At 59.5% G+C, this 20263-nt stretch carries 19 protein-coding genes and 1 pseudogene; 15 read left to right on the top strand and 5 right to left on the bottom strand.

Annotation, left to right across the window (positions count from 1 at the left end; all coding sequences use genetic code 11):
* Positions 1-117: 117 nt before the first annotated feature.
* From IFT47_RS27950 to IFT47_RS09310, 3 genes and pseudogenes are all read right to left on the bottom strand, one after another.
* Positions 118-956: pseudogene (locus IFT47_RS27950) on the bottom strand (alcohol dehydrogenase catalytic domain-containing protein); the annotation flags it as partial.
* 647 nt (positions 957-1603) lie between these two features.
* Positions 1604-2374 (bottom strand): alpha/beta hydrolase family protein, encoded by a 771-nt coding sequence (locus IFT47_RS09315; RefSeq protein WP_192172908.1) that lies wholly within the window; start codon positions 2372-2374, stop codon positions 1604-1606.
* Positions 2358-3467, bottom strand: coding sequence for a DUF3182 family protein (locus tag IFT47_RS09310; RefSeq protein WP_192172909.1), 1110 nt, complete (start codon positions 3465-3467; stop codon positions 2358-2360). Before IFT47_RS09310 ends, IFT47_RS09315 begins: the two co-directional genes overlap by 17 nt.
* Before the next feature lie 331 nt (positions 3468-3798).
* Between IFT47_RS09310 and IFT47_RS09305 the strand changes: the two genes are divergently transcribed.
* Both IFT47_RS09305 and IFT47_RS09300 read left to right on the top strand, forming a co-directional pair.
* A complete protein-coding gene (locus IFT47_RS09305) occupies positions 3799-4719 on the top strand; it encodes a hypothetical protein (protein WP_192172910.1) in 921 nt (306 codons plus the stop codon).
* A gap of 174 nt (positions 4720-4893) precedes the next feature.
* Positions 4894-5496 (top strand): hypothetical protein, encoded by a 603-nt coding sequence (locus IFT47_RS09300; protein WP_192172911.1) that lies wholly within the window; start codon positions 4894-4896, stop codon positions 5494-5496.
* A gap of 636 nt (positions 5497-6132) precedes the next feature.
* On the opposite strand, the gene IFT47_RS09295 is transcribed toward IFT47_RS09300, so the two are convergent.
* Positions 6133-7023, bottom strand: a complete 891-nt coding sequence (locus IFT47_RS09295; RefSeq protein WP_192172912.1) for a TIR domain-containing protein — start codon at positions 7021-7023, stop codon at positions 6133-6135.
* Between the two features lie 359 nt (positions 7024-7382).
* Here IFT47_RS09295 and IFT47_RS09290 point away from each other — a divergent pair, with 359 nt between their 5' ends.
* On the top strand, positions 7383-7895 hold the full coding sequence (locus IFT47_RS09290; RefSeq protein WP_192172913.1) for a GNAT family N-acetyltransferase: 513 nt from the start codon (positions 7383-7385) through the stop codon (positions 7893-7895).
* Between the two features lie 50 nt (positions 7896-7945).
* Here the strand turns inward: IFT47_RS09290 and IFT47_RS09285 are convergent, their stop codons facing one another.
* Positions 7946-8413: a TlpA family protein disulfide reductase gene (locus tag IFT47_RS09285; protein WP_122622240.1), complete on the bottom strand. Its 468-nt coding sequence runs from the start codon at positions 8411-8413 to the stop codon at positions 7946-7948.
* A 135-nt stretch (positions 8414-8548) separates the two neighbouring features.
* Here IFT47_RS09285 and arsC point away from each other — a divergent pair, with 135 nt between their 5' ends.
* The 12 genes from arsC (at position 8549) to IFT47_RS09225 (ending at position 20254) form a co-directional block, all read left to right on the top strand.
* Complete coding sequence (gene arsC, locus IFT47_RS09280; protein ID WP_192172914.1) at positions 8549-8902, top strand: arsenate reductase (glutaredoxin); 354 nt, start codon at positions 8549-8551, stop codon at positions 8900-8902.
* The gene (gene wrbA, locus IFT47_RS09275) at positions 8899-9504 is read left to right on the top strand and encodes an NAD(P)H:quinone oxidoreductase (protein WP_192172915.1); all 606 of its coding nucleotides are present in this window, start codon (positions 8899-8901) and stop codon (positions 9502-9504) included. The genes arsC and wrbA overlap by 4 nt, the downstream gene beginning before the upstream one ends.
* 146 nt (positions 9505-9650) lie before the next feature.
* Positions 9651-10322, top strand: a complete 672-nt coding sequence (locus IFT47_RS09270) for a DNA-3-methyladenine glycosylase I (protein WP_192172916.1) — start codon at positions 9651-9653, stop codon at positions 10320-10322.
* Between the two features lie 90 nt (positions 10323-10412).
* Complete coding sequence (locus IFT47_RS09265; protein WP_192172917.1) at positions 10413-11096, top strand: FCD domain-containing protein; 684 nt, start codon at positions 10413-10415, stop codon at positions 11094-11096.
* A 569-nt stretch (positions 11097-11665) separates the two neighbouring features.
* Positions 11666-12616 carry a 4-hydroxyproline epimerase gene (locus IFT47_RS09260; RefSeq protein WP_192172918.1) on the top strand — a complete coding sequence of 317 codons (951 nt, stop codon included), beginning with the start codon at positions 11666-11668 and terminating at the stop codon, positions 12614-12616.
* Positions 12613-13749 (top strand): NAD(P)/FAD-dependent oxidoreductase, encoded by a 1137-nt coding sequence (locus IFT47_RS09255; protein ID WP_342345374.1) that lies wholly within the window; start codon positions 12613-12615, stop codon positions 13747-13749. Before IFT47_RS09260 ends, IFT47_RS09255 begins: the two co-directional genes overlap by 4 nt.
* Positions 13742-13978 (top strand): (2Fe-2S)-binding protein, encoded by a 237-nt coding sequence (locus tag IFT47_RS09250; protein WP_065992824.1) that lies wholly within the window; start codon positions 13742-13744, stop codon positions 13976-13978. The genes IFT47_RS09255 and IFT47_RS09250 overlap by 8 nt, the downstream gene beginning before the upstream one ends.
* Positions 13975-15255, top strand: a complete 1281-nt coding sequence (locus IFT47_RS09245; RefSeq protein WP_192172919.1) for an NAD(P)/FAD-dependent oxidoreductase — start codon at positions 13975-13977, stop codon at positions 15253-15255. Before IFT47_RS09250 ends, IFT47_RS09245 begins: the two co-directional genes overlap by 4 nt.
* A gap of 281 nt (positions 15256-15536) precedes the next feature.
* Positions 15537-16289 (top strand): AraC family transcriptional regulator, encoded by a 753-nt coding sequence (locus IFT47_RS09240; protein ID WP_192172920.1) that lies wholly within the window; start codon positions 15537-15539, stop codon positions 16287-16289.
* A 492-nt stretch (positions 16290-16781) separates the two neighbouring features.
* Positions 16782-17594 (top strand): ABC transporter substrate-binding protein, encoded by an 813-nt coding sequence (locus IFT47_RS09235; RefSeq protein ID WP_192172921.1) that lies wholly within the window; start codon positions 16782-16784, stop codon positions 17592-17594.
* A gap of 229 nt (positions 17595-17823) precedes the next feature.
* Complete coding sequence (gene lhpI, locus IFT47_RS09230; protein WP_192172922.1) at positions 17824-19596, top strand: cis-3-hydroxy-L-proline dehydratase; 1773 nt, start codon at positions 17824-17826, stop codon at positions 19594-19596.
* Positions 19589-20254: an amino acid ABC transporter permease gene (locus IFT47_RS09225; RefSeq protein WP_192172923.1), complete on the top strand. Its 666-nt coding sequence runs from the start codon at positions 19589-19591 to the stop codon at positions 20252-20254. The genes lhpI and IFT47_RS09225 overlap by 8 nt, the downstream gene beginning before the upstream one ends.
* The last annotated feature ends 9 nt before the right edge of the window (positions 20255-20263 follow it).

Genomic DNA, 20263 nt, shown 5'->3' with positions numbered 1-20263 from the left:
CCGGACCACCGGCGATCACAAGCACTGCATCTACAGCTCCACGTTAAGTCAGAGCCTTCCATTTATACGATATATATAATGTGCAGTGCACCCACCCTGCGAAACGTTTTGCGATAGCCGCACGCGATCGTAGACGGAGTCAAACGAACGGGTAGCGTGGGACTCCATGCCTACCGCATCAATGCATTTCTCCAGCCCTTTACCGCCCGTAAGCTCGGCTAAGCGGTCTAGCACACTTTCTTCATCAAAATTTATTGCGATGGCGCCACCGGCCATGGCCATTGCAAGGCGCTCGGGCACATTGTCGATGCACACCACCTGCTTAGCTCCGAGGATCACCGCGCTGCGCACCGTGAACTGGCCTACAGGGCCTGCACCCCAGATAGCCACGGTGTCGGTTGGTTGAATATCGCATTGCACGGCGGCCTGCCAGCCGGTGGGGAAAATATCTCCGAGGAAAAGTACTTGTTCATCGGTAAGGCCGTCCGGGATTAGAACCGGCGTGAAGTCCGCATAAGGCACGCGCACGTATTCGGCTTGGCCACCAGGATAGCCGCCGGTCAGATGGGTATATCCGAACAACCAGCAGTGGTGTGGCCGAAGGCCTTAGCGGCGAGGTCCTTATTTCGGTTGCTGCGCTCGCATACAGAAAAATTACCCCGGCGGCATTGATCGCATTCACCGCAGCAAATCGTAAAGGGCACGACCACGCGATCGCCAATCTTTAGCTTCTTGTTGGCAGACCCCACCTCGACCACTTCGCCCATGAACTCGTGGCCCATGATATCTCCATGCTTCATGCCGGGCATGAAACCGCCATAAAGATGCAGGTCCGAGCCGCAAATGGCGCATGACGTGACTTTGATAATTGCGTCACGTGGGTCCTCTATCGCAGGGTCAGGTAAATGGTCATCACATCGGATGTCTTTCTTTCCATGCCAGCGTAACGCTTTCATAGTAGCCCTCCTATGGGGCCGTGCAGCAATTAAGAGATAACCTCATTGCACGAGCCGTCCCCGCATAAAAATAGTCGTAACAGTTGCAAGTTCCAGTTGTATACGTGGTGATCTCCCAAAAACGTGACAAACGGCTGCGTGATTACTTTAGTTATTTCTCATCGTAATTAATAAGCGGAGTGCTTAGCTTCTTAATGGAATATGTGCAGCACATGCTGGCACATTATGCCGAGCCAATAACGGCTACGACACAATCTACTTTGCCCAAGTGGTTATCCCGGGCACGCATCCGCACCTAAACATAAGTACCCGTTATGCGTAACGCATCAACGGCTTAGTCCCTCGTTAGCCTTGGCCAGGGCGGCCGCTGAGATATTTGGGGCGGGCTTGGGCTTTTTGCGGCCAGCACACAGCAGGCCACCGGGCCATCATCGGCGGCATTAGGCATCACCTGGGACACCACCGCAACAATCTTCCAGCCCTTTGCCCAGGGTTCACGTCCTTGACCAAAAACACTTCCATGGGTGAAAGGGCCGTGATTGACTTCTTGCATACCTTTGGCGAGAGCCAATGCCACCCACGTTCTACACATCACGTTTAGAGTGTGCTGCCCGGCAAACGTATCGGCCGTCCATGGCCAATACCGCCTAAGAATACCGAGGCGAGTGATGGGGGTAATTAATCAGTCGGTCACCCACTACCATTTCTCCAACCCACGCGGTGAGGATCGAGCTATAGGCTTTTTGAGCGGCATCGGTGCTCAGCGCGTGGTCGGCGCCGTCGATGATGCGATGAGTTAACGAATGCGCGTTAACGAAGGCTGAGCGAAAGTTCATCAGGGTGGCGTGCGGCACGTAGTCATCTTGGTCGGATTCAACCAGCAACACATCTCCCGCAAACTCTGAACATGCGGCCAGCGCGCGGTTATCCGTGGGCGTCAGACTGGTGCGACGGTAGCGTGCCAAGCCCTCGCGATCGAGGGCATGCTTGGGCACGTTCCACTCGGCGTCCCAATACAGAGCAGGCACTCGCAACGCCAACCAGCGGATAGCACGCAGTCGCGTTAGCAGCGTGGCCAGATAACCTCCATAGCTGCTGCCAATCACGGCAATGGCGGCAGTGTCCACCAAAGGATGGCTGGCAAGGCGATCATAGGCCGCAAGCAGGTCGTTGAGGTTCTGCTCTCGCGTGACGCTCTGGCGCTGATTGAAGGTTTTTTCGTGGCCTCGCAAGTCGAATGTCAGGCACACGCAACCCAAACCGGTGATATTTCTAGCCCTCGCCAGGTCGCGTTCCTGACTGCCGCCCCAGCCATGTACAAAAAGGATGCCCGGCACGTGCGCGCTGGGGGTCAGAACGGTACCGGAAATGCTGACATCATCGACCTGAATGTCGATCGGTTCACTTTGAATACCCATTGTCATGGATCCGTGCGTATTTGCTGATCTGTCCAACTTCACGATCATCGCTCTGATAAAACAGCACCGCGTCGTCGGGAATCGGCAGGTTATCGAAAACTTCGTGGGTACTGGCGTACACCTGATGCAACGATGGGTCTTCCGCAAATGCCTGCAATGCCAGGACCTCGGCGCTGCTGGCGCCACCCACCCGCCAGGACTGCTCAAGCACACCCGTGCGCCATTGGCCCTGAACATCACGTCCGTGCACCACGTCATAATTGCGTCGGGATGCGATAAAACCAATGAATGCCTGGAAGGCGGCGGCCTCGTAGCGTTGTGCCAGATCAATCGCAGTACGGACCACTGGGTCGATGTCGATGGCGAGGAGATGCCTATAACCGCCGCGCACCACTGTCAGCTGCGAACCGCCATAGACCTCTTCGCCAGCGTGGTCGTGGGTCAGTTGTTGAGTCCCGAAGTAGCTGGCCGTAAGCCCTGCAATCGTTACCTGACCCACGCTATAAGTCGTGACCGAGCTCAGATTCTGTTCCAGCACGAGGCCCCACACGGCGAGCTCTCTGCTGTCGAGATTGTCCAATGCTTCTGCTAGTTGCGTTGGCGAACTCACCACGCGCTGGCCGCGGCCTGCCGTGGCGCGTACGGGTTTTATCCGAAGCGGACCGTCTTCCAGCAGCCGTCTGCCGGCGCGTAAGGCATCGTCAACGCTGAAGACAGTAAAACCCCTGAGCAGCGCATCGCGTGCCAGCCGAGCGAAATCGGCTGCCCAGCCTGGCGGGGCCGTTGCGCCATCAAGCAGCTGGTGGGAGATGGCTTTAGTGGCCATGTAGGGCTGACTCACCAGACCGCCAAAAAAGTCGTCGGGTGTGTAAATACCCAGCTCGCGCTGGCGGTCATCGCCGATAAGGGTGCGGGCAGGAAGGTAATAAAGCGCGAGGGGGTCAATCATGGCCGCTTCGTCGATTTCCAAGAAGCGAATCCCCATCAGCTGGGCAATCCGTTCCCCAAGCTTTCGATGAACTTGGCGCTCATGCTCAGGGGGAGCCTGTTCATCCTCAAGCAGGACTACGGCCGCTTTGCTGCATCGTGTCATCAGGATTCTCCGGTCGCTGGTCAGGCAAGCTGCCTGAGCAATGGCGGTTTGAGGTCACGTTGCACGTTGGAATGACCACCAAAGCAGTGGTTCAGTGCTGCTGATCAACGGCCGATACGTGAAGGTCACCAACGGTTACTTGGGCAGGTGCGCCTTCCTCGAACAAAAAGCTGATCCCTATGGCGGGCGACCAGCCGATTGTCTACCGACGATACGCCCACCGAAGGGCTGCTTTCGACCCTAAGCGGTCACTCAGGCGGTCAGCCCTCGGCCGATTTTGGGGCTACGGAGCCTGGTGGCTGGTGCCGAGGGCTATTAAAGCTGCGCAGAAATGGCGATGATGCCTGCTTCCGGTAAAACAGAGAACTTTGGTATGACGGACCGCTTTCTCCTTTATATAGATGTTTTGGGGTTTACCGATATGGTGCGCAAGGAACCAAGGAAGGTAGCGCGTATTTATTCGATTCTAGATAGTCTCAATGTACACACACATAACAGCTTCAAGACCATAGTCTTCTCAGACACAGTTCTGGTCTACAATATTAAGCCAGCCTCCAACGACGCCGACAGAGAGTATCTCGTCTGGTATCTCACCGAGTTCGCCGAGGACTTACATCACCGACTTACCGGTCAAAATATCTACTTCCGTGCGGCCCTTGTGGTCGGCGATTTCTCCCACTACGATCTGAAACACGTTGAGTGTTTTTATGGTACTGCCTTGATATCAGCATATCTCGCTGAAAAGGATATCCCATCACTTGGCTTGTTCATGGACCAGGAGTGCGCAAGGCACAATCGGTTTTTCCGGTTGGCGCCTTTCAACGCAGATTTCTCTTTTGTCTATCTCAACCGTTCATTAGAGAAACTGAATGAACATGCTGGCGGCCGCTTCCCTGTCGAAAATTACCAGATGCATATGGGGGATATTGCGCCCCATGTCACATGGGAGGTTCGTTTTCTCCAAGATATATACATCCAGATGCGCAATCATCCAGCGCCGCATGTCCGCACTAAGTTCTTATCTGCATGGGACTTCTACAAACAGCGCTATCCTGAAATGCTGGGATTGCTAGAGGAGAACGATTTCTCCGCGCGCTCATTAGGTAGTGCGCCTGACTGGGATGTTTTGGATAAACACATGAATCGGGATATCAGTTACTTCAAACGAATCGGTAGCGGCACGGAGCTGTCCAAAGCTATCACTAGTCCTAGCAAGTACAAAACTAAGTTTTTGAAAAGCTTTAAAGGATAATAACTTGGTGAGCTGAAGTTCTACCGATAAAAAACAGAATTGTGTATTGTCCTTAGCAATGTTCGCCACCGACTGTAAGCAACTACAAATGGATTTTCAAAGATTCAGCAGCGATCCTAGGATCGATTCTTCGGTAGATTGATGCTAAATTTCTAATATGATCTTGGGTGATGAATGGAAGGTGAGGAATTTAGTATCTGGAAGCCATACGAGGCGTTCTATATTCAGTCGATGCTCTTCAATACCACGTCTGCCTTCCAGTCGTGCAGTATCGCAGAAAAGATCATCGAAAAAATCTTGATTGAGGAGATTGACCCGCAAGAGAAGACGAACTTATTGCTGGACTGCTTGCAGAACCTCATCAATCAATCTGGAGCGATATCGCGATACTTTTCCCCTTCGCGTGATGGTGTCAAGGGAGCGGAAGGAAAGACCATTCACAGAGATCGCGGGCAGTATCTGTCAAAGATCTTTGGTGTGAAAGGCGATAGCCCCCTAATGAATAGGGCGTTAAGAAATTCGATTGAGCACTTTGACGAGCGGCTTGATCTTTATCTTCAAGAGGGGATAGTTGGATTCATCTTCCCTAGCCTCATTCTTGCTGAGCCTGAAGACTCAGGCGTGCCCCATCATATATTCAGGGCTTACTACTTGAAGGAAGGAATTTTTCAAGTGCTAGGTGAACGATACGAGATCCAGCCAATAGTTGATGAGTTAGCTAGAATTCATGATCTCTTAGTAAGATTCGATGGCAGTGGCGGAGTATTTCGCTCATAAAAGCCGGCTGTTCCGCACCTTTTTATTTTTCTGATGCAATAATAAATCATCCACCTGACGACTTCTGTAGCCCCTGACAAATGTCCACTTTTGGCCGTTAGCTGCCCTAACAGTAATCGTCCGGCCAAGTCACCTACCGAACCCCAGTATTAAGGGCGATGGTGTCCGCGTTTTTTTTAAGCGGACACCATCGCCCTTATCGCTAGGATTTTCATGCGCCAACGAAGCTATAACCCAAGGGCCGCAACCAATGCGCTAGAGCATGATGCCGATATCGCCAAGGTGACTGGGGCCACGCACAGACGTAGCAGGGTTATGAGCAGCGATCTGTCCCACCCCCCAGCCGGTCGAACAAATGCCGCATCGGGGCTAGGCGTTGTTTCACCGAAGGCGGAGCTAGCGCTTGCGTCTGCAGCTTGATCCAAGTCGCCACATGCAGCGGCGTCACAGCGCGCAGATCTAAACCCCCGCGCTTATGCACCAGCTTCGGAATTCGTTGGTTGCCCGCACATAGGCCCGCCGCGTATTGGGATTGCGGATGTTGGCCGTGAAAAACTCGACAAACCGGGTTTCTGCTGACTTACCTACTACTGCAATCAACGCGGGTAAATCAGCCTGGAACAGCAACGACCTTGTTCACTGCCAAAATCTGTTGGCATCAAAGTCCAGTTTCGCGGCCTTGAGCTCACCCACTAGTTTGGCTTTCCATCCATCCGCAGGATCCATGTCGGAATAAATGACCCCATACAGGTCTGAAGGTATTTCCACATGACCTTTGCGCAACAGGCACACACGGCCTCGGCCGAGCTTTGCAGCAAAGTAGCCCAGCTCAAAGATGACGTTCTGCCGCGCTCGTGCGTCCGGGGTCTCAGCCTTCACTGACGCACCTAGATCGTCTGGCGTTAACAACACCACCGCAAAACCAATATCGTCAGCGGTTCCCTCAAACTTCTCGATAATGGTGCGGCCCTGATCAGGTTGCTCCTTAAGAATAATGGCTTCCAATCCTAGCTTTTCGAGGAACCGCGCAAGGCCCTGGAGTGCAGCCTCATCATGGCCATGCACGACGAAAACGCGATTAGAGGGTAGTACCGCCGCTTTCTCGGCTGAGGAGCCGATTTCAATCGACTGCCCACGCTCAGCAAGATCTTCTTTCAATGCTCGCTGAGCTTGTTTGAGTAGCGCTACCGCCTCGGAAATGTTGCGACGCACGGGGGTTACATAATCCACTGGCGGAGCGTGCCCTCCTCCTATCGCCCAGACCATCGGGAAATGGCCCAGCACCGTAGCGCCCGAATACAGCTTGTAAGCCGACGTATCCTCACCAAAATAGCGAACCAAAGTGCTCTGGATACTGACCTCCAACGCCTTCAATTCAGGGCAGCTGCCGTTTCCCAAGGTTTGAATATCAAAAGCCTCTAGCTCGCTGATGCATTCATCCAGCCGAGTGATGCCCCGCTCTATGCCCTGCGGAGGGAGTTGTAATTTTGGGGCGTTTGTATTGGCTGGGGGCTTGGCTCGAGCCATTTCGGCAGATCCTTTTATATTTGATAAAGGACATTATCAGATATAGGAAAAGGCCACAGCTGGCATATCGCGGTCCTCGGCCTAGCTGAAGCAAAGCATTCGCCACACGGGCGCTTTCGAGCGATCAGAAACGTTGGGGAATATTTTTCATCGGTTACCACCGGCCGCTTTGGGTCGATGGCGGACGCTGGTGACAACCCACTATTGGCCGCCAGCGCACACCAACGCTCTAGCCTGGTTGGACTCAGTGCGGTTTCGTCTTCATCATGAAATCACAAGGTTCGCAGGACGCAGCCTCTTTGGAATGGGCGTTAGTGAGCCAGAGAAGCGGTCAGGAAAGTAGGAAACGAGGAGCTGTTATGGAAACATCAGACGTCAAGCTCGCCCGGGTAACGCGCACCGATCTCGACGAGCTCCTACACGCAAATCAAGAAAGCCGGGACTACCACGGCCGCTGGGTACAGCCGTTCACAACCGCCACAGGTTTCGAGGAGTGGTACTCCGCTCAAATCACAGGCGCGAGTGTTGGCCTACTGGCTCGCGATACAGAATCGGGTCAGATCGTTGGAGTGACCAACCTAAGCCAGATTTTCTATAAAGGATTTCAGAACGCGTATCTCAGCTATTGGGGCATGGTCTCGTTTGCCGGGACGGGAAGGATGTCACAGGCGGTGGAACTGACGACGAGGTATGCCTTTGAGGAGCTGGGTCTTCACCGTCTCGAGGCCAATATTCAACCTGAAAATGTGCGTTCAATCGCGCTGGTCAAGCGTCTCGGATTTCGGAAAGAGGGGTTCTCCCCGAAATACCTGCAGATCGCCGGGGTCTGGTGCGATCACGAGCGCTGGGCACTTCTGGCCGATGAGCGTTAATCAGCGAGCAGCGCCGTTTAACATCTAAGCTGACTGCCCAATGATCTGCTTCAGCCCTTCCCTTTCAACTCCGCCAACTTCTGCATCACGCCCGCAGCCGTCTGTTCGCCCATCAACTGCTCACGCACTTTGCCCTTGTCGTCAATGATGTAGGTCACCGGCAGGGCTTCGCTTTTCGGCAGGTCATATTGTTCGGCCGGGTCTTGGGCCAGCACGGTGAAGGTGATGCCCAGCGCTTTGCTGGCGCTCTTCAGGTCTTCGCCCTGGAGGTTGTCGAAATTGACGCCGAACACGCTGACGTTCTGCCCTTTCACCTGCTCGGACAGCGTGTTGAGTTCGGGGATTTCGGTCCGGCAAGGGCCGCACCATTCGGCCCAGTAATTGACCACCAGCCAGTGCTTGTCGACGCGGCTGCTGGCGACTTTCTCGCCATTCTGGTCGGTGCCGAGGTCCACGCCGCACCCGCTGAGCAACAGACTTCCAATCAGTGCTGCCGCCGCTGCCAATCGCCTTGCCATGATGCTGTTTCCTTCTAGGTGCTCTTTCTTTCCAGATGCACGCTGCGCCGATTGCGCATCGCTCGCCGCGTGTTACCGGTCGTTACCGTGACGCAGGTAGAATAGCCGCCACCTCAGGCAAGATGCGACCCGCAAATGACCGATCTCACGCTTTATCACAACCCGCGTTGCACCAAATCCCGCGGCACGCTGGCATTGCTTGAAGCCCGCGGCCTGACGCCGACCATCATTCATTACCTCGAGACCCCGCCCGACGCCGCGCAACTGCGCGACCTGCTGGGCAAGCTCGGCATCGGTGCTCGCGGGCTGCTGCGCACCGGTGAAGACGAGTACAAAACCCTGAACCTGGCTGACACCAGCCTGAGCGACGAGCAACTGATCGCCGCCATGGCGGCCCATCCCAAGTTGATCGAACGCCCCATTCTCGTCGTCGGCGACAAGGCCGTGATTGGCCGTCCGCCGGAAAACATTCTGGAGATCCTGCCGTGAGCGCGCCCTACATTCTGGTTCTGTTTTACAGCCGTAACGGCGCAACCGCGGAGATGGCGCGGCAGATCGCCCGTGGTGTCGAGATGACCGGCGTGGAAGCGCGTCTGCGCACGGTGCCGGCGGTGTCCACTGACTGCGAAGCCGTGGCGCCGAGCATTCCGGACGCAGGCGCGTTGTACGCCACTCTGGATGACCTGAAAAACTGTGCGGGCCTGGCCTTGGGCAGCCCGACCCGCTTCGGGAATATGGCCGCGCCGCTGAAGTACTTTCTCGACGGCACCAGCAACCTGTGGCTGACCGGCGCACTGGTGGGCAAACCCGCCAGCGTGTTCACCTCCACCGCCAGCCTGCACGGCGGTCAGGAAACCACGTTGCTGTCGATGCTGTTGCCCCTGCTGCACCACGGCATGCTGATCAGCGGCCTGCCCTACAGCGAAGCGGCGTTGATCGAAACCCGTGGCGGCGGCACGCCTTATGGCGCCAGTCATCACGCCGGTGCCGATGGCAAACGCGCGCTGGATGAGCACGAAACCGCGCTGTGCCGCTCGCTCGGTCAGCGGCTGGCGAAAACCGCGCTGTTGCTTAACCCGCCGCAGGGCTAGACAGCTCAAGGCGTTGCTCACGCTCGATTGCTGGAACCCCTTGCTCAAACCGGGTCAAACACAGAGCCCCTGCCGGGGTTCTGCGTCGGCGCTCGGAAATGCGCTACGTCAGCGATCGCGCACATGAATTTTGTTTTGGAGAGGGCATGCAAGACTACAAATGGCTCCATGAATACTGTCTCAACCGCTTTGGTTCCGTCGCCGCCCTCGAGGCGCATCTGCCGACCCCCGCTACGACTAAAAAACTCAAAGCCCTCAGCGACGACCGTTACCTGTCGACCATGGCGCTGCGGGTCTTTCGTGCGGGCTTGAAGCACAGCCTGGTGGACGCTAAATGGCCGGCCTTCGAGCAAGCGTTCTTTGGCTTCGATCCGGAAAAAGTCACGCTGATGGGCGGCGATCACCTGGAACGCCTGATGCAGGACGCGCGGATCATCCGTCACCTGGGCAAGCTCAAGAGCGTGCCGCGCAACGCCCAGTTGATCCTCGACATTGCCCACGAACACGGCAGCTTCGGCAATTTCATCGCGGAATGGCCGGTCACCGATATCGTCGGGCTGTGGCGTTACCTGTTCAAGCACGGCAATCAGATGGGCGGGCTGTCGTCGCCGCGCTTCCTGCGCATGGTTGGCAAGGACACCTTCATTCCGAGCAATGACGTGGTCGCGGCGCTCAACGCGCAGAAGATCGTCGACCGTGTGCCCAGCAGCCAGCGTGATCAGGCGGCGGTGCAAGCGGCGTTCAATCAGTGGCATGCCGAGAGCGGACGGCCGATGTGTCAGCTGTCGATGATGCTGTCTTACACCGCCAACCATTGATCGTTTTGGCGGCTAAGTGAGAAGACACGGCGCGTAACAAATCGGACGTCGTATACAATATTCGCCGTCCCCTACTGCTGAGTCATTCGCGTGCCCTTCCTTCTTCCTGACGCCCCCAACCTCGGTGTCGCGCCCTCCGCGTCCGAGGTGATTGCCAAATACCTGCGCGAGTCGATCATCTCAGGCCAGTTCGCCGAGGACGAGCCGATTCGTCAGGACGACATTGCCCGCGTGTTCAACGTCAGCAAGATCCCGGTGCGTGAAGCGCTCAAACGTCTGGAAGCCGAAGGGCTGGTGCAGTTCCAGCGCAACAAGGGTGCCGTGGTCACGCGGATTTCCGAGCCGGAGCTGGCGCAGATTTTTGAAGTACGGGTGCTGCTGGAAGTGCAAGCCATCCGCCTCGCCGTGCCGCGAATGACCGCTGCACAGCTGGATCGGGCCCGGGCCATCTGTGACGAATTCATGCGCGACGACGACATCGGACGCTGGGCCGAGCTGAACTGGGCGTTCCACACCTGCCTGTATGAAGCGGCGCAACGGCCGTTTTTGCTGAACATGATTCGCTCGATCCACGACAAGGTTGAACGCTACCTGCGGGTGCAGATGAGCTTTGAAGAAGGCAAAGCGCGCGCCGACCTGGAACACCGCGAGATCCTCAAGGCCTGTGCCGATCGTGACGTGGACAAAGCGGCCGAACTGATCGAACACCACATCATCGGCGTCTGCCGAACCCTCTACGCCCACCTCCCCCACGCGGTGCTCAGCGAGATCTGATCGACCGGCAACTGTGCCGATTTCGTCATTGGCGAGGGTGAAATCGGTCAAGACCTTGGCCGTCGTTCCCGGCACTCTTGCCTCAATAGTGAAGTTGCTCCGCGCCGCGATCTGTAGGACTGGCTTTAGCCGGGAAGAGGCCAGTGTGAACACCATAAATCTCCGATGTGGCGACCGACGCCTTCCCGGCTGAAGCCGGTCCCACAAGGATCGTGATCGCCAGTTACGTCGGGGTGTACGCAATGCTTTTAGTGGGACCGGCTTTAGCCGGGAAGCGGCCAGTGTGAACACCATAAATCTCGAGTGCGACGACCGACGCCTTCCCGGCTGAAGCCGGTCCCACTAGGGATCGTTGTAGCCAGTTCCATTGGGTGTACGCAGTCTTGTGGGACCGGCTTTAGCCGGGAAGAGACCAGCGTCAACACCATAAATCTTGCAGCGTGACGACCAACGCTTTCCCTGCTGAAGCCGGTCCCACTAGAGATCGTTGTAGCCAGTTCCATCGGGTGCACGCGGTCCCAGCAGGGATCGTCGAAGCCAGTTCCAGACTCAGTCCGACAGGGGAATACATGAAACGCATCCAGATTCTCGATTCTCACACCGGCGGCGAGCCGACGCGTTTGGTGCTCGACGGGTTCCCCGATCTTGGGCGGGGCAGCATGGCCGAGCGGCGTCAGTTGCTGGCTGAGCGGTTCGATGACTGGCGGGCGGCGACGGTGCTTGAACCCCGCGGCAGCGATGTGCTGGTCGGCGCGCTGCTGTGTGAGCCGGTGGATCCCGAATCCTGCGCCGGGGTGATCTTTTTCAACAACAGCGGCTACCTGGGCATGTGCGGCCACGGCACCATCGGGCTGGTGGTGTCGCTGGCGCATCTGGGCAAGATCGGCCCCGGCGTGCACCGCATTGAAACCCCGGTCGGCACGGTTCAGGCCACGCTCCACGACGACCGCTCGGTCAGCGTCGACAATGTGCCCTCGTACCGCTACCGCAAGGACTTCGTCGTCGAGGTGCCCGAACTGGGCAGCGTGACCGGTGACATCGCCTGGGGCGGCAACTGGTTTTTCCTGATCGCCGACCACGGCCTGAGCGTCGCCGCCGACAACCTCGACGCCCTTACCGATTACACCTGGAAGGTCCGTCAGGCGCTGGAAAGCCAGGGCATTCGCGGTGAAGACGGCGGCGTCATCGACCACATCGAGCTGTTCGCCGACGACGACCACGCCGACAGCCGCAACTTTGTGCTCTGTCCCGGCAAAGCCTACGACCGCTCGCCCTGCGGCACTGGCACCAGCGCCAAACTGGCGTGCCTGGCGGCGGACGGCACACTTCAACCCGGCACCCTTTGGCAGCAGGCCAGCGTGATTGGCAGCCAGTTCGAAGGCCATTTCGTCTGGGAGCACGGTGAACGGCAGACGGGCGACCGCATCGTGCCGACCATTCGTGGCCGCGCTTACATCAGCGCCGAAGCCACTTTGTTGCTGGACGACGAAGACCCGTTCGCCTGGGGCATTCGCTCGTGACCGATGCGCCCACGCTGCAAGGCCATGCCGCGGATGTGATCGTCATTGGCGGCGGCATTGTCGGCGCGGCGTGCGCGGATGAGCTGGCGTCCCAGGGTTTGCACGTGCTGGTGCTGGATTGTCAGCGCCCCGCCGCGACCGCTGCGGGGATGGGTCACTTGGTTGTTCTCGATCACAGTGCTGCCGAGTTGGCGCTGGGGGAATATTCCGTCAGGGCCTGGCGCGAGCTGGCTTCGCAGATGCCAGACGACTGCGCGATGCGCACCAACGGCACCCTTTGGCTGGCCTGCAACGAAGAAGAAATGGCCGAAGCCGAACGCAAACAGGCCGCGCTGAGCGAATACGGTCTGGCCTGCGAGTTGCTGTCCGGCGCCGAACTGGCAGAAGCCGAGCCGTCGTTGCGATCCGGCCTGCTCGGCGCCTTGAAGGTCAGCGGCGACGGCATTCTGTACGCGCCTAATGCCGCGCGCTGGCTGTTGCAGCGCCAGTCTTCCCGAGTGGTTCAGCGTCAGGCCGAAGTCGTGGAAGTCCAGGGCAACCGTGTCCGGCTGGCGAATGGTGAATGGCTGCAAGCCCCCGCCGTTGTGCTTGCCAGCGGCATCTACGCCCGCGAGCTGTGCCCTGACCTGCCGCTGCAGGCGAAGAAAGGCCACCTGTTGATCACCGACCGTTACCCCGCGCAGATCACCCACACGCTGGTCGAGCTGGGCTACGTCACCAGCGCCCACAAGGGCAACGGCCCCTCGGTGGCGTTCAATGTGCAGCAGCGCCCGACCGGCCAATTGTTCATCGGCTCATCGCGGCAGTTCGACAACCATAATCCAGAGGTCGACGCGGCCATGCTCGGGCAGATGCTGCGCCGGGCGATGGATTTCCTCCCAGGCCTCGGCGACATGAACGGCCTTCGCAGTTGGACCGGCTTTCGCTCCGCCAGCCCCGACGGTCAGCCGCTGATCGGCCAGCACCCGCATCAGCCCGGCCTGTGGCTGGCGGTCGGGCACGAAGGCCTCGGCGTCACCACGGCAACCGGTACCGCCCGCCTGCTCGCCGCGCAAATGCTGCGCACACCGCCGCCCCTCGCCGTTGAACCGTATTTGCCCCATCGTTTTATCGGAGCCCGCGCCCATGCCTGAGTTGAGCATCGACGGTCAGCCCTTTCGCTTCGCCCAAGGCACCACGGTGGCCGCTGCACTAATGTCCAGCGGCGATCGCTGCAGCCGCACGTCGGTCAGCGGCCAGCGTCGCGCGCCCTTGTGCGGCATGGGGATTTGCCAGGAATGCCGGGTGAGCATCGACGGCCTGCGCCGATTGGCCTGCCAGACGATCTGCCGCGACGGCATGCGCGTCGAGACTCAGCCATGACCGTGGCCGTGAACGCGACAACGACCGAGCATGTCGATCTGCTGATCATCGGCGCAGGTCCGGCCGGCATGGCGGCGGCCCTGGCTGCGGCGCCTCGCGGGCTGAGCATCGCCCTGCTCGACGACAACCCGCTGCCGGGCGGGCAGATCTGGCGCGACGGCCCGAACGCTGAGGTGCCGAAACAGGCTCACGATATGCGCGGGCAGTTGCAGGGTTTCAGCAACGTTCGCCTGCACAGCGGCTGCAAAGTGGTTGCGCTGGCGGGGCCGAAGCGCTTGCTGCTGGAAGACGCCGAGCGCGGCTGGGCGTTGAGTTACGACCGGCTGATTCTGTGCACCGGCGCGCGGGAGCTGTTGCTGCCCTTCCCGGGCTGGACGCTGCCGGGGGTCACCGGCGCCGGCGGCTTGCAGGCGCTGATCAAAGGCGGCCTGCAGGTGACAGACGAACGCATCGTGATTGCCGGGACTGGCCCGCTGTTGCTGGCATCGGCGGCGACCGCGCAAAAGCGTGGCGCCCAGGTCGTGCGCGTTGCCGAGCAGGCGCCTTTGAGCGCTGTCGCCGGATTTGCCGCCGGGTTGTGGCGCTGGCCGAACAAGGCGATTCAAGCGATTACGCTGGCCAGTGCCGCCTACCGAACCTCGGCCCATGTGCTGGCGGCGCTGGGCACGGATCGGCTGGAAGGCGTTCGCGTTCAGCTGGGCGACACCATTGAAGAGCTGGCCTGCGAGCGTCTGGCCTGCGGTTTCAGTCTGGTGCCCAATACCGAGATCGCCCAGGCACTGGGCTGCACCGTGCGGGATCAGGCCATTGTGGTCGACGACTGGCAGGTGAGCAGTCTGGCTGATCACTTCGCAGCGGGTGAATGCACCGGTTTCGGCGGCAGCGAATTGGCACTGGTCAAAGGCCGTATTGCCGGGCTGGTGGCGGTCGGTGAACGGGAAAAAGCGCGAGGCTTGTGGGCTGAGCGGCAGCGCTGGCAGGGCTTTGCGGACCGGTTGAACACCGCGTTCCGCCTCAATCCTGCGCTGAAACACCTGGCGATGCCGGAAACGCTGGTCTGCCGTTGCGAAGACGTGCGATACGCGGACCTGGCGGATCATGGCAGTTGGACCGGGGCCAAACTCGCCACCCGTTGCGGGATGGGCGCGTGTCAGGGGCGGATCTGTGGGACGGCGGCGCAGACGTTGTTCGGCTGGGAACCTCCGTTGTTGCGCCCGCCGTTCAGCCCGGCGCGGATCTCGACGCTGGCGTGTCTGGACGAGGTTGCCCCTGTTTAAAGCGCCTGATTTATTAAATTGCGTGAGTGAACGGGGTGGCGCTCCACATTGCTCACAAAGACGGTGTTTCGAACGCGGAATATCCAGCGGATGTCTCGGCCCCTTCGCGAGCAAGCTCGCTCCCACAGTTTTTTCGTCTGCAGGGATCTCGGCACTCAGAGCGCTGTTCCAAGAGGACTGATTTATTGTTACGGCGGCTCCAGTCGCCCCTCGACTAGCCGCCGCATCCAACATCCCGCATCATCGATCCCATCTCCCGCCCGGCCGTCCTGCCCGTGAACATGATCGACCTCATCCCCGCCGCGCCCTTGCACGATCTCGAACAACTGCTCGCCAGCCTGGCGTTGGTCGCGCCGCTGTTCGATGCGATTCCGGGTGTCGTGTTCTTCGTCAAGGACGCCCAGGCGCGCTATGCGCTGGTCAACCAGACGCTCGTGCAGCGTTGTGGTTTCAAGGAGAAAAGCCAGATCGTCGGGCTGACCGCTGAAGAAGTGTTCCCTGCCCGCTTCGGCCCGCTGTACACCGCCCAGGACCGCCGCGTGCTGGCCGATGGCAGGCAACTGAGCGATCAACTGGAGCTGCACCTTTATTACGGCAATCAGCCGATTTGGTGTCTGACCCACAAGATCGCTTTGCGGGACCGTCAGGGCGCGATCATCGGGCTGGCGGGTATCTCCCGGGATCTGCAAATTCTGCAGACGACCCACCCGGCGTATCAGAAGCTGGTCGAGGTCGACGCGTACATTCGCGAGCACTTCGCGCGGCCCATCACCCTTGAGCAACTGACGGCCATTGCCGGGCTGTCCATTGCCCAGCTGGAGCGGCACTGCAAACGCATCTTCCAGCTGACGCCCCGGCAGATGATCCACAAGGCGCGGCTGGGTGAAGCGTCGCGGTTGTTGCAGGAAGACCTGTCGATCACCGAGATCGCCCTGCGCTGTGGGTATACGGATCACAGTGCGTTTAGTCGCCAGTTCAAGGCGATGACCGGGGCTTCGCCGAGTGAGTATCGGGATTCGCAACGGCGCATATGAATCCACCGCCATCCTCCCTGGATGATCGCGGTGCTTCTGTAGGACTGGCTTTAGCCAGGAAGAGGCCTGTGGGAACACCATAAATCTCGGGTGTGACGACCGACGCCTTCCCGGCTAAAGCCGGTCCCACTAGTTGATCGCGGTGCTTCTGTAGGACTGGCTTTAGCCGGGAAGAGGCCGGGGTGTGCACCGTTGATTTTGCAGTGTTCCGAATGACGCGTTCCCGGCTAAAGCCGGTCCTACGGTGATTGCAGTGCGGCGCAATCTGCATCTTTGCCGCACGGCAACGTGCATCAATGAAGCACGCCGCGCATTCTTGCTCCTTTATGTAACACCGCCCCACGCGCTTAAAAACACTCATCTAAACCCCGGCCCGCTGATCCAAAGCCCTGCACGCCGTACTGGCAAAACAGGCACGCTGCGTGCATATCAAATATCGTATACGAAATTACTTATCCGGCTGTTTCCCCCTTTGCACGCACCGAGGCTTCTATGAAAAACCAAGCTGTCGCCGTCGCCCTCCTCGCCGTCATGAGCTCTTCTTTTATCAACACCGCGCTGGCCGACAAGCTCGATGACATCATCGACTCCGGCAAACTGCGCTGCGCCGTGACCCTGGACTTCCCGCCGATGGGGTCCCGTGATGACAAGAATAACCCGGTCGGGTTTGACGTCGATTACTGCAACGACCTTGCGAAGGTGCTGGGCGTGACTGCCGAGGTGGTGGAAACGCCGTTTCCGGACCGCATTCCTGCACTGGTTTCAGGGCGAGCTGACGTGATCGTGGCGTCGACTTCGGACACCTTGGAGCGGGCAAAAACGGTGGCGATGACCATCCCGTATTTCGCCTTCCAGATGGTGGTGCTGACCCGCGACGACGCCGGCATCAACAGCTACGACGACCTCAAGGGCAAGGATGTCGGCAACACCAGCGGCACGTTCGAGGCGATCGCGCTGGAGAAGGATCAGAAGAAATGGGGCAGCGGCAGTTTCCGCGCCTACCAGACCCAGAACGACACCATCCTCGCCGTCGCCCAGGGCCACATCAAAGCGTCCGTGGTCACCAACACCGTCGCCGCCGCCTCGATCAAATCCGGCAAATACAAAGGCCTGAAGATTGCCGGTAACGCGCCCTACACCATCGACTACGTTTCTCTTGCGGCCAAGCGTAACGAGTACGGGCTGATCCATTACCTGAACCTGTTTGTGAACCAGCAAGTGCGCTCGGGACGCTATGCCGAGCTGTATGAAAAGTGGGTGGGCGGCAAGCCGGTCGACCTGACCGTGCCGGGCGTCTATTACTGAGATTGCTTGATCGTTAATACGCCTCACGATGATCGTTCCCTCGCTCCGCGTGGGAATGCAGCCCAGACGCTGATCGTTCCCACGCTCTGCGTGGGAATGCAGCCCCAGACGCTCCGCGTCAAAAAGCCAAAACGCGGAGCGTCGCAAGCGGCGTTACCACGCGGAGCATGGGAACGATCACCGGAAACGATCGAATCCCGGAACCGGGTCATTCATTCAGGAGCCCACGATGTCTGAAGTCTCGTTGAACGGGCGCTGTCTCGTTTCCGGCAGCGCTCAGGGCGAATTGCTGTACGCCGACGTGGGCCTGAGTTTCTGGGGCGGGGTCGAGCCGTTTACCGGTGAAGTGATCGACCGCCATCACCCCCTCAGCGGCCGGTTCATCAACGGTCGCGTGCTGGCCATTCCCAGCGGGCGCGGTTCGTGTACCGGCAGCAGCGTGTTGCTGGAACTGATCCTCAACGGCCACGCCCCCGCCGCGCTGGTCTTCGAGCGCGTCGAAGACATCCTCACCCTCGGCGTGTTGATCGCCGAGCAGATGTTTGGCCATTCGATTCCGGTGATCAGCCTCGGCGAAGCGGGTTTTGCGGCACTGCGGGACGTCGCTTTCGTGCGGGTCGAAGATGACCGCGTGAGCGGCTTTTCCAGCCCTCCGCCTCCACTTTTTCGCGATCACCCACTTCAGGCGGACCGCCGCGCCATCAGCACCATCGCCCTGACCGAAACCGACCAGGGCTTTCTCGATGGCGCTTACGGCAAAGCCGCGCAGGTGGCGATGGGCATCATCCTGCGCATGGCCGAACTGCAAGGCGCGACCGAACTGCTGGACATCACCCAGGCGCACATCGACGGCTGCATCTACACCGGCCCGGCCAGCCTGCGTTTCGCCCGGCAACTGGTGGCCTGGGGCGGCAAAGTCCGCGTGCCCACCACCCTCAATTCCATCTCCGTGGACAAGCGCCGCTGGCGGGAACTGGGCGTCGATCCGGCCCTCGGCGAGCCGGCCAGTCAGCTGGGCGATGCCTATCTGGAGATGGGCGCGCGGGTGAGTTTTACCTGCGCGCCGTACCTGCTGGACAGCGCCCCGGAGCTCGGCGAGCAAATCGTCTGGGCCGAATCCAACGCCGTGGTCTACGCCAACAGCGTAATCGGCGCGCGTACCCTGAAGTACCCCGATTACCTCGACATCTGCATCGCCCTCACCGGCCGCGCGCCGAAGATCGGCTGCCACCTGACCCAACAACGGCTGGCCACCCTGCGCATCGACGTCCCCGCACTGGACGGCCTCGACGACAGTTTCTACCCGCTGCTCGGCTATCACGTCGGGCTGCAGTGCGGCGCCACGATCCCGGTAATCTGCGGCCTCGAACACAAGGCGCCCACGCTGGATGACCTCAAGGCCTTCGGCGCGGCGTTCGCCACCACGTCCGCTGCGCCGATGTTTCATATCGCCGGCGTGACCCCCGAAGCCACCACCGCCGAGCTGGCGCTGGACGGGCATGCGCCGGAGAAAACCCTGAGGGTCAGCCCGGCGGACCTGCTGCACAGCTGGCGCGAGCTGAACAGCGCGCAAACACCGGAAGTGGACGCCGTGACGCTGGGCAACCCGCATTTTTCCCTGAGCGAATGCGCGACGCTGGCGCACCTGTGTGGCAGCCGGCGCAAGCATGAAAACGTGGCGATCGTGATCACCTGCGGCCGCGCCACCCTGGAACGCGCGCAGCAGGCCGGCTATGTCGAGACGCTCGAAAACTTCGGCGTGCAGTTCGTCACCGACACCTGCTGGTGCATGCTCGGCGAGCCGGTGATTCCGCCGACCGCGCGCAACCTGATGACCAACTCCGGCAAATACGCGCACTACGCACCGGGCCTTGTGGGGCGTCGCGTACATTTCGCCAGCCTGGCCGAGTGCGTCGACAGCGCGATCACCGGTGTCGCCAGTGGGCGCCTGCCGGTCTGGTTGATGGCGGCGCACCAGGCGGAGGTCAGCGCAGATGTTTGATTACAACTTCCACTGGCGCGCGGCGTTCAAGGCCCTGCCCGACATGCTCAGCGGCGCGTGGGTCACCTTCGAAACCGCGGCGCTGTCGATGATCCTCGGCGTGACCATCGCGCTGTTTCTGGTGTTTATGCGCCAGGGCAAGAACCCTCTGTTCCGCGGTTTCGCCGCGACCTGGATTTCCATTGCTCGCAACACGCCGTCGCTGTTTCAGGTGTACATCCTGTATTTCGGACTGGGCTCGTTCGGCCTGCACATCAGTTCGTGGGCCGCGTTGCTCGCCGGCATCACGATCAACAACGCGGGCTATCTGGCGGAGAACTTCCGCGGTGGTCTGAAGGCCGTGCCCGACACGCAATTGCGCGCCGCCCGTTCGCTGGGCATGAGCGCGCCACAGGCGTACCGGTTGATCGTCATTCCGCAGTTGCTGCGCATCGTTTTCTATCCGCTGACCAACCAGATGGTGTGGGCCGTGCTGATGACCTCGATGGGGGTGATCGTCGGCCTGAACAACGACCTCACCGGCGTGACCCAGGACTACAACGTCAAGACCTTCCGCACCTTCGAATTCTTCGCCATTGCGGCGGTGCTCTATTACCTGATCGCCAAGCTGATCGTGGCCGTTGCCCGGCTGCTGTCCTGGCGGCTGTTCCGGTACTGAGGAGATGGG

It is taken from the genome of Pseudomonas sp. CFBP 13711 (assembly GCF_014842265.1).
GTDB lineage: Bacteria > Pseudomonadota > Gammaproteobacteria > Pseudomonadales > Pseudomonadaceae > Aquipseudomonas.
The sequence above is the reverse complement of the archived record's forward strand: the minus strand, read 5'-3'. Positions and strand labels throughout refer to the sequence as shown.

What these genes read in the sequence shown, in the direction of transcription:
- IFT47_RS09315 (WP_192172908.1), bottom strand. Translation starts at nt 2,374, where the DNA reads ATGGGTATTCAAAGTGAACCGATCGACATTCAGGTCGATGATGTCAGC.
- IFT47_RS09250 (WP_065992824.1), top strand. Translation starts at nt 13,742, where the DNA reads ATGCCTGAGTTGAGCATCGACGGTCAGCCCTTTCGCTTCGCCCAAGGC.
- IFT47_RS09260 (WP_192172918.1), top strand. Translation starts at nt 11,666, where the DNA reads ATGAAACGCATCCAGATTCTCGATTCTCACACCGGCGGCGAGCCGACG.
- IFT47_RS09290 (WP_192172913.1), top strand. Translation starts at nt 7,383, where the DNA reads ATGGAAACATCAGACGTCAAGCTCGCCCGGGTAACGCGCACCGATCTC.
- IFT47_RS09305 (WP_192172910.1), top strand. Translation starts at nt 3,799, where the DNA reads ATGGCGATGATGCCTGCTTCCGGTAAAACAGAGAACTTTGGTATGACG.
- arsC (WP_192172914.1), top strand. Translation starts at nt 8,549, where the DNA reads ATGACCGATCTCACGCTTTATCACAACCCGCGTTGCACCAAATCCCGC.
- IFT47_RS09300 (WP_192172911.1), top strand. Translation starts at nt 4,894, where the DNA reads ATGGAAGGTGAGGAATTTAGTATCTGGAAGCCATACGAGGCGTTCTAT.
- IFT47_RS09295 (WP_192172912.1), bottom strand. Translation starts at nt 7,023, where the DNA reads ATGGCTCGAGCCAAGCCCCCAGCCAATACAAACGCCCCAAAATTACAA.
- IFT47_RS09235 (WP_192172921.1), top strand. Translation starts at nt 16,782, where the DNA reads ATGAAAAACCAAGCTGTCGCCGTCGCCCTCCTCGCCGTCATGAGCTCT.
- lhpI (WP_192172922.1), top strand. Translation starts at nt 17,824, where the DNA reads ATGTCTGAAGTCTCGTTGAACGGGCGCTGTCTCGTTTCCGGCAGCGCT.
- IFT47_RS09245 (WP_192172919.1), top strand. Translation starts at nt 13,975, where the DNA reads ATGACCGTGGCCGTGAACGCGACAACGACCGAGCATGTCGATCTGCTG.
- IFT47_RS09240 (WP_192172920.1), top strand. Translation starts at nt 15,537, where the DNA reads ATGATCGACCTCATCCCCGCCGCGCCCTTGCACGATCTCGAACAACTG.
- IFT47_RS09225 (WP_192172923.1), top strand. Translation starts at nt 19,589, where the DNA reads ATGTTTGATTACAACTTCCACTGGCGCGCGGCGTTCAAGGCCCTGCCC.
- IFT47_RS09310 (WP_192172909.1), bottom strand. Translation starts at nt 3,467, where the DNA reads ATGACACGATGCAGCAAAGCGGCCGTAGTCCTGCTTGAGGATGAACAG.
- IFT47_RS09285 (WP_122622240.1), bottom strand. Translation starts at nt 8,413, where the DNA reads ATGGCAAGGCGATTGGCAGCGGCGGCAGCACTGATTGGAAGTCTGTTG.
- IFT47_RS09270 (WP_192172916.1), top strand. Translation starts at nt 9,651, where the DNA reads ATGCAAGACTACAAATGGCTCCATGAATACTGTCTCAACCGCTTTGGT.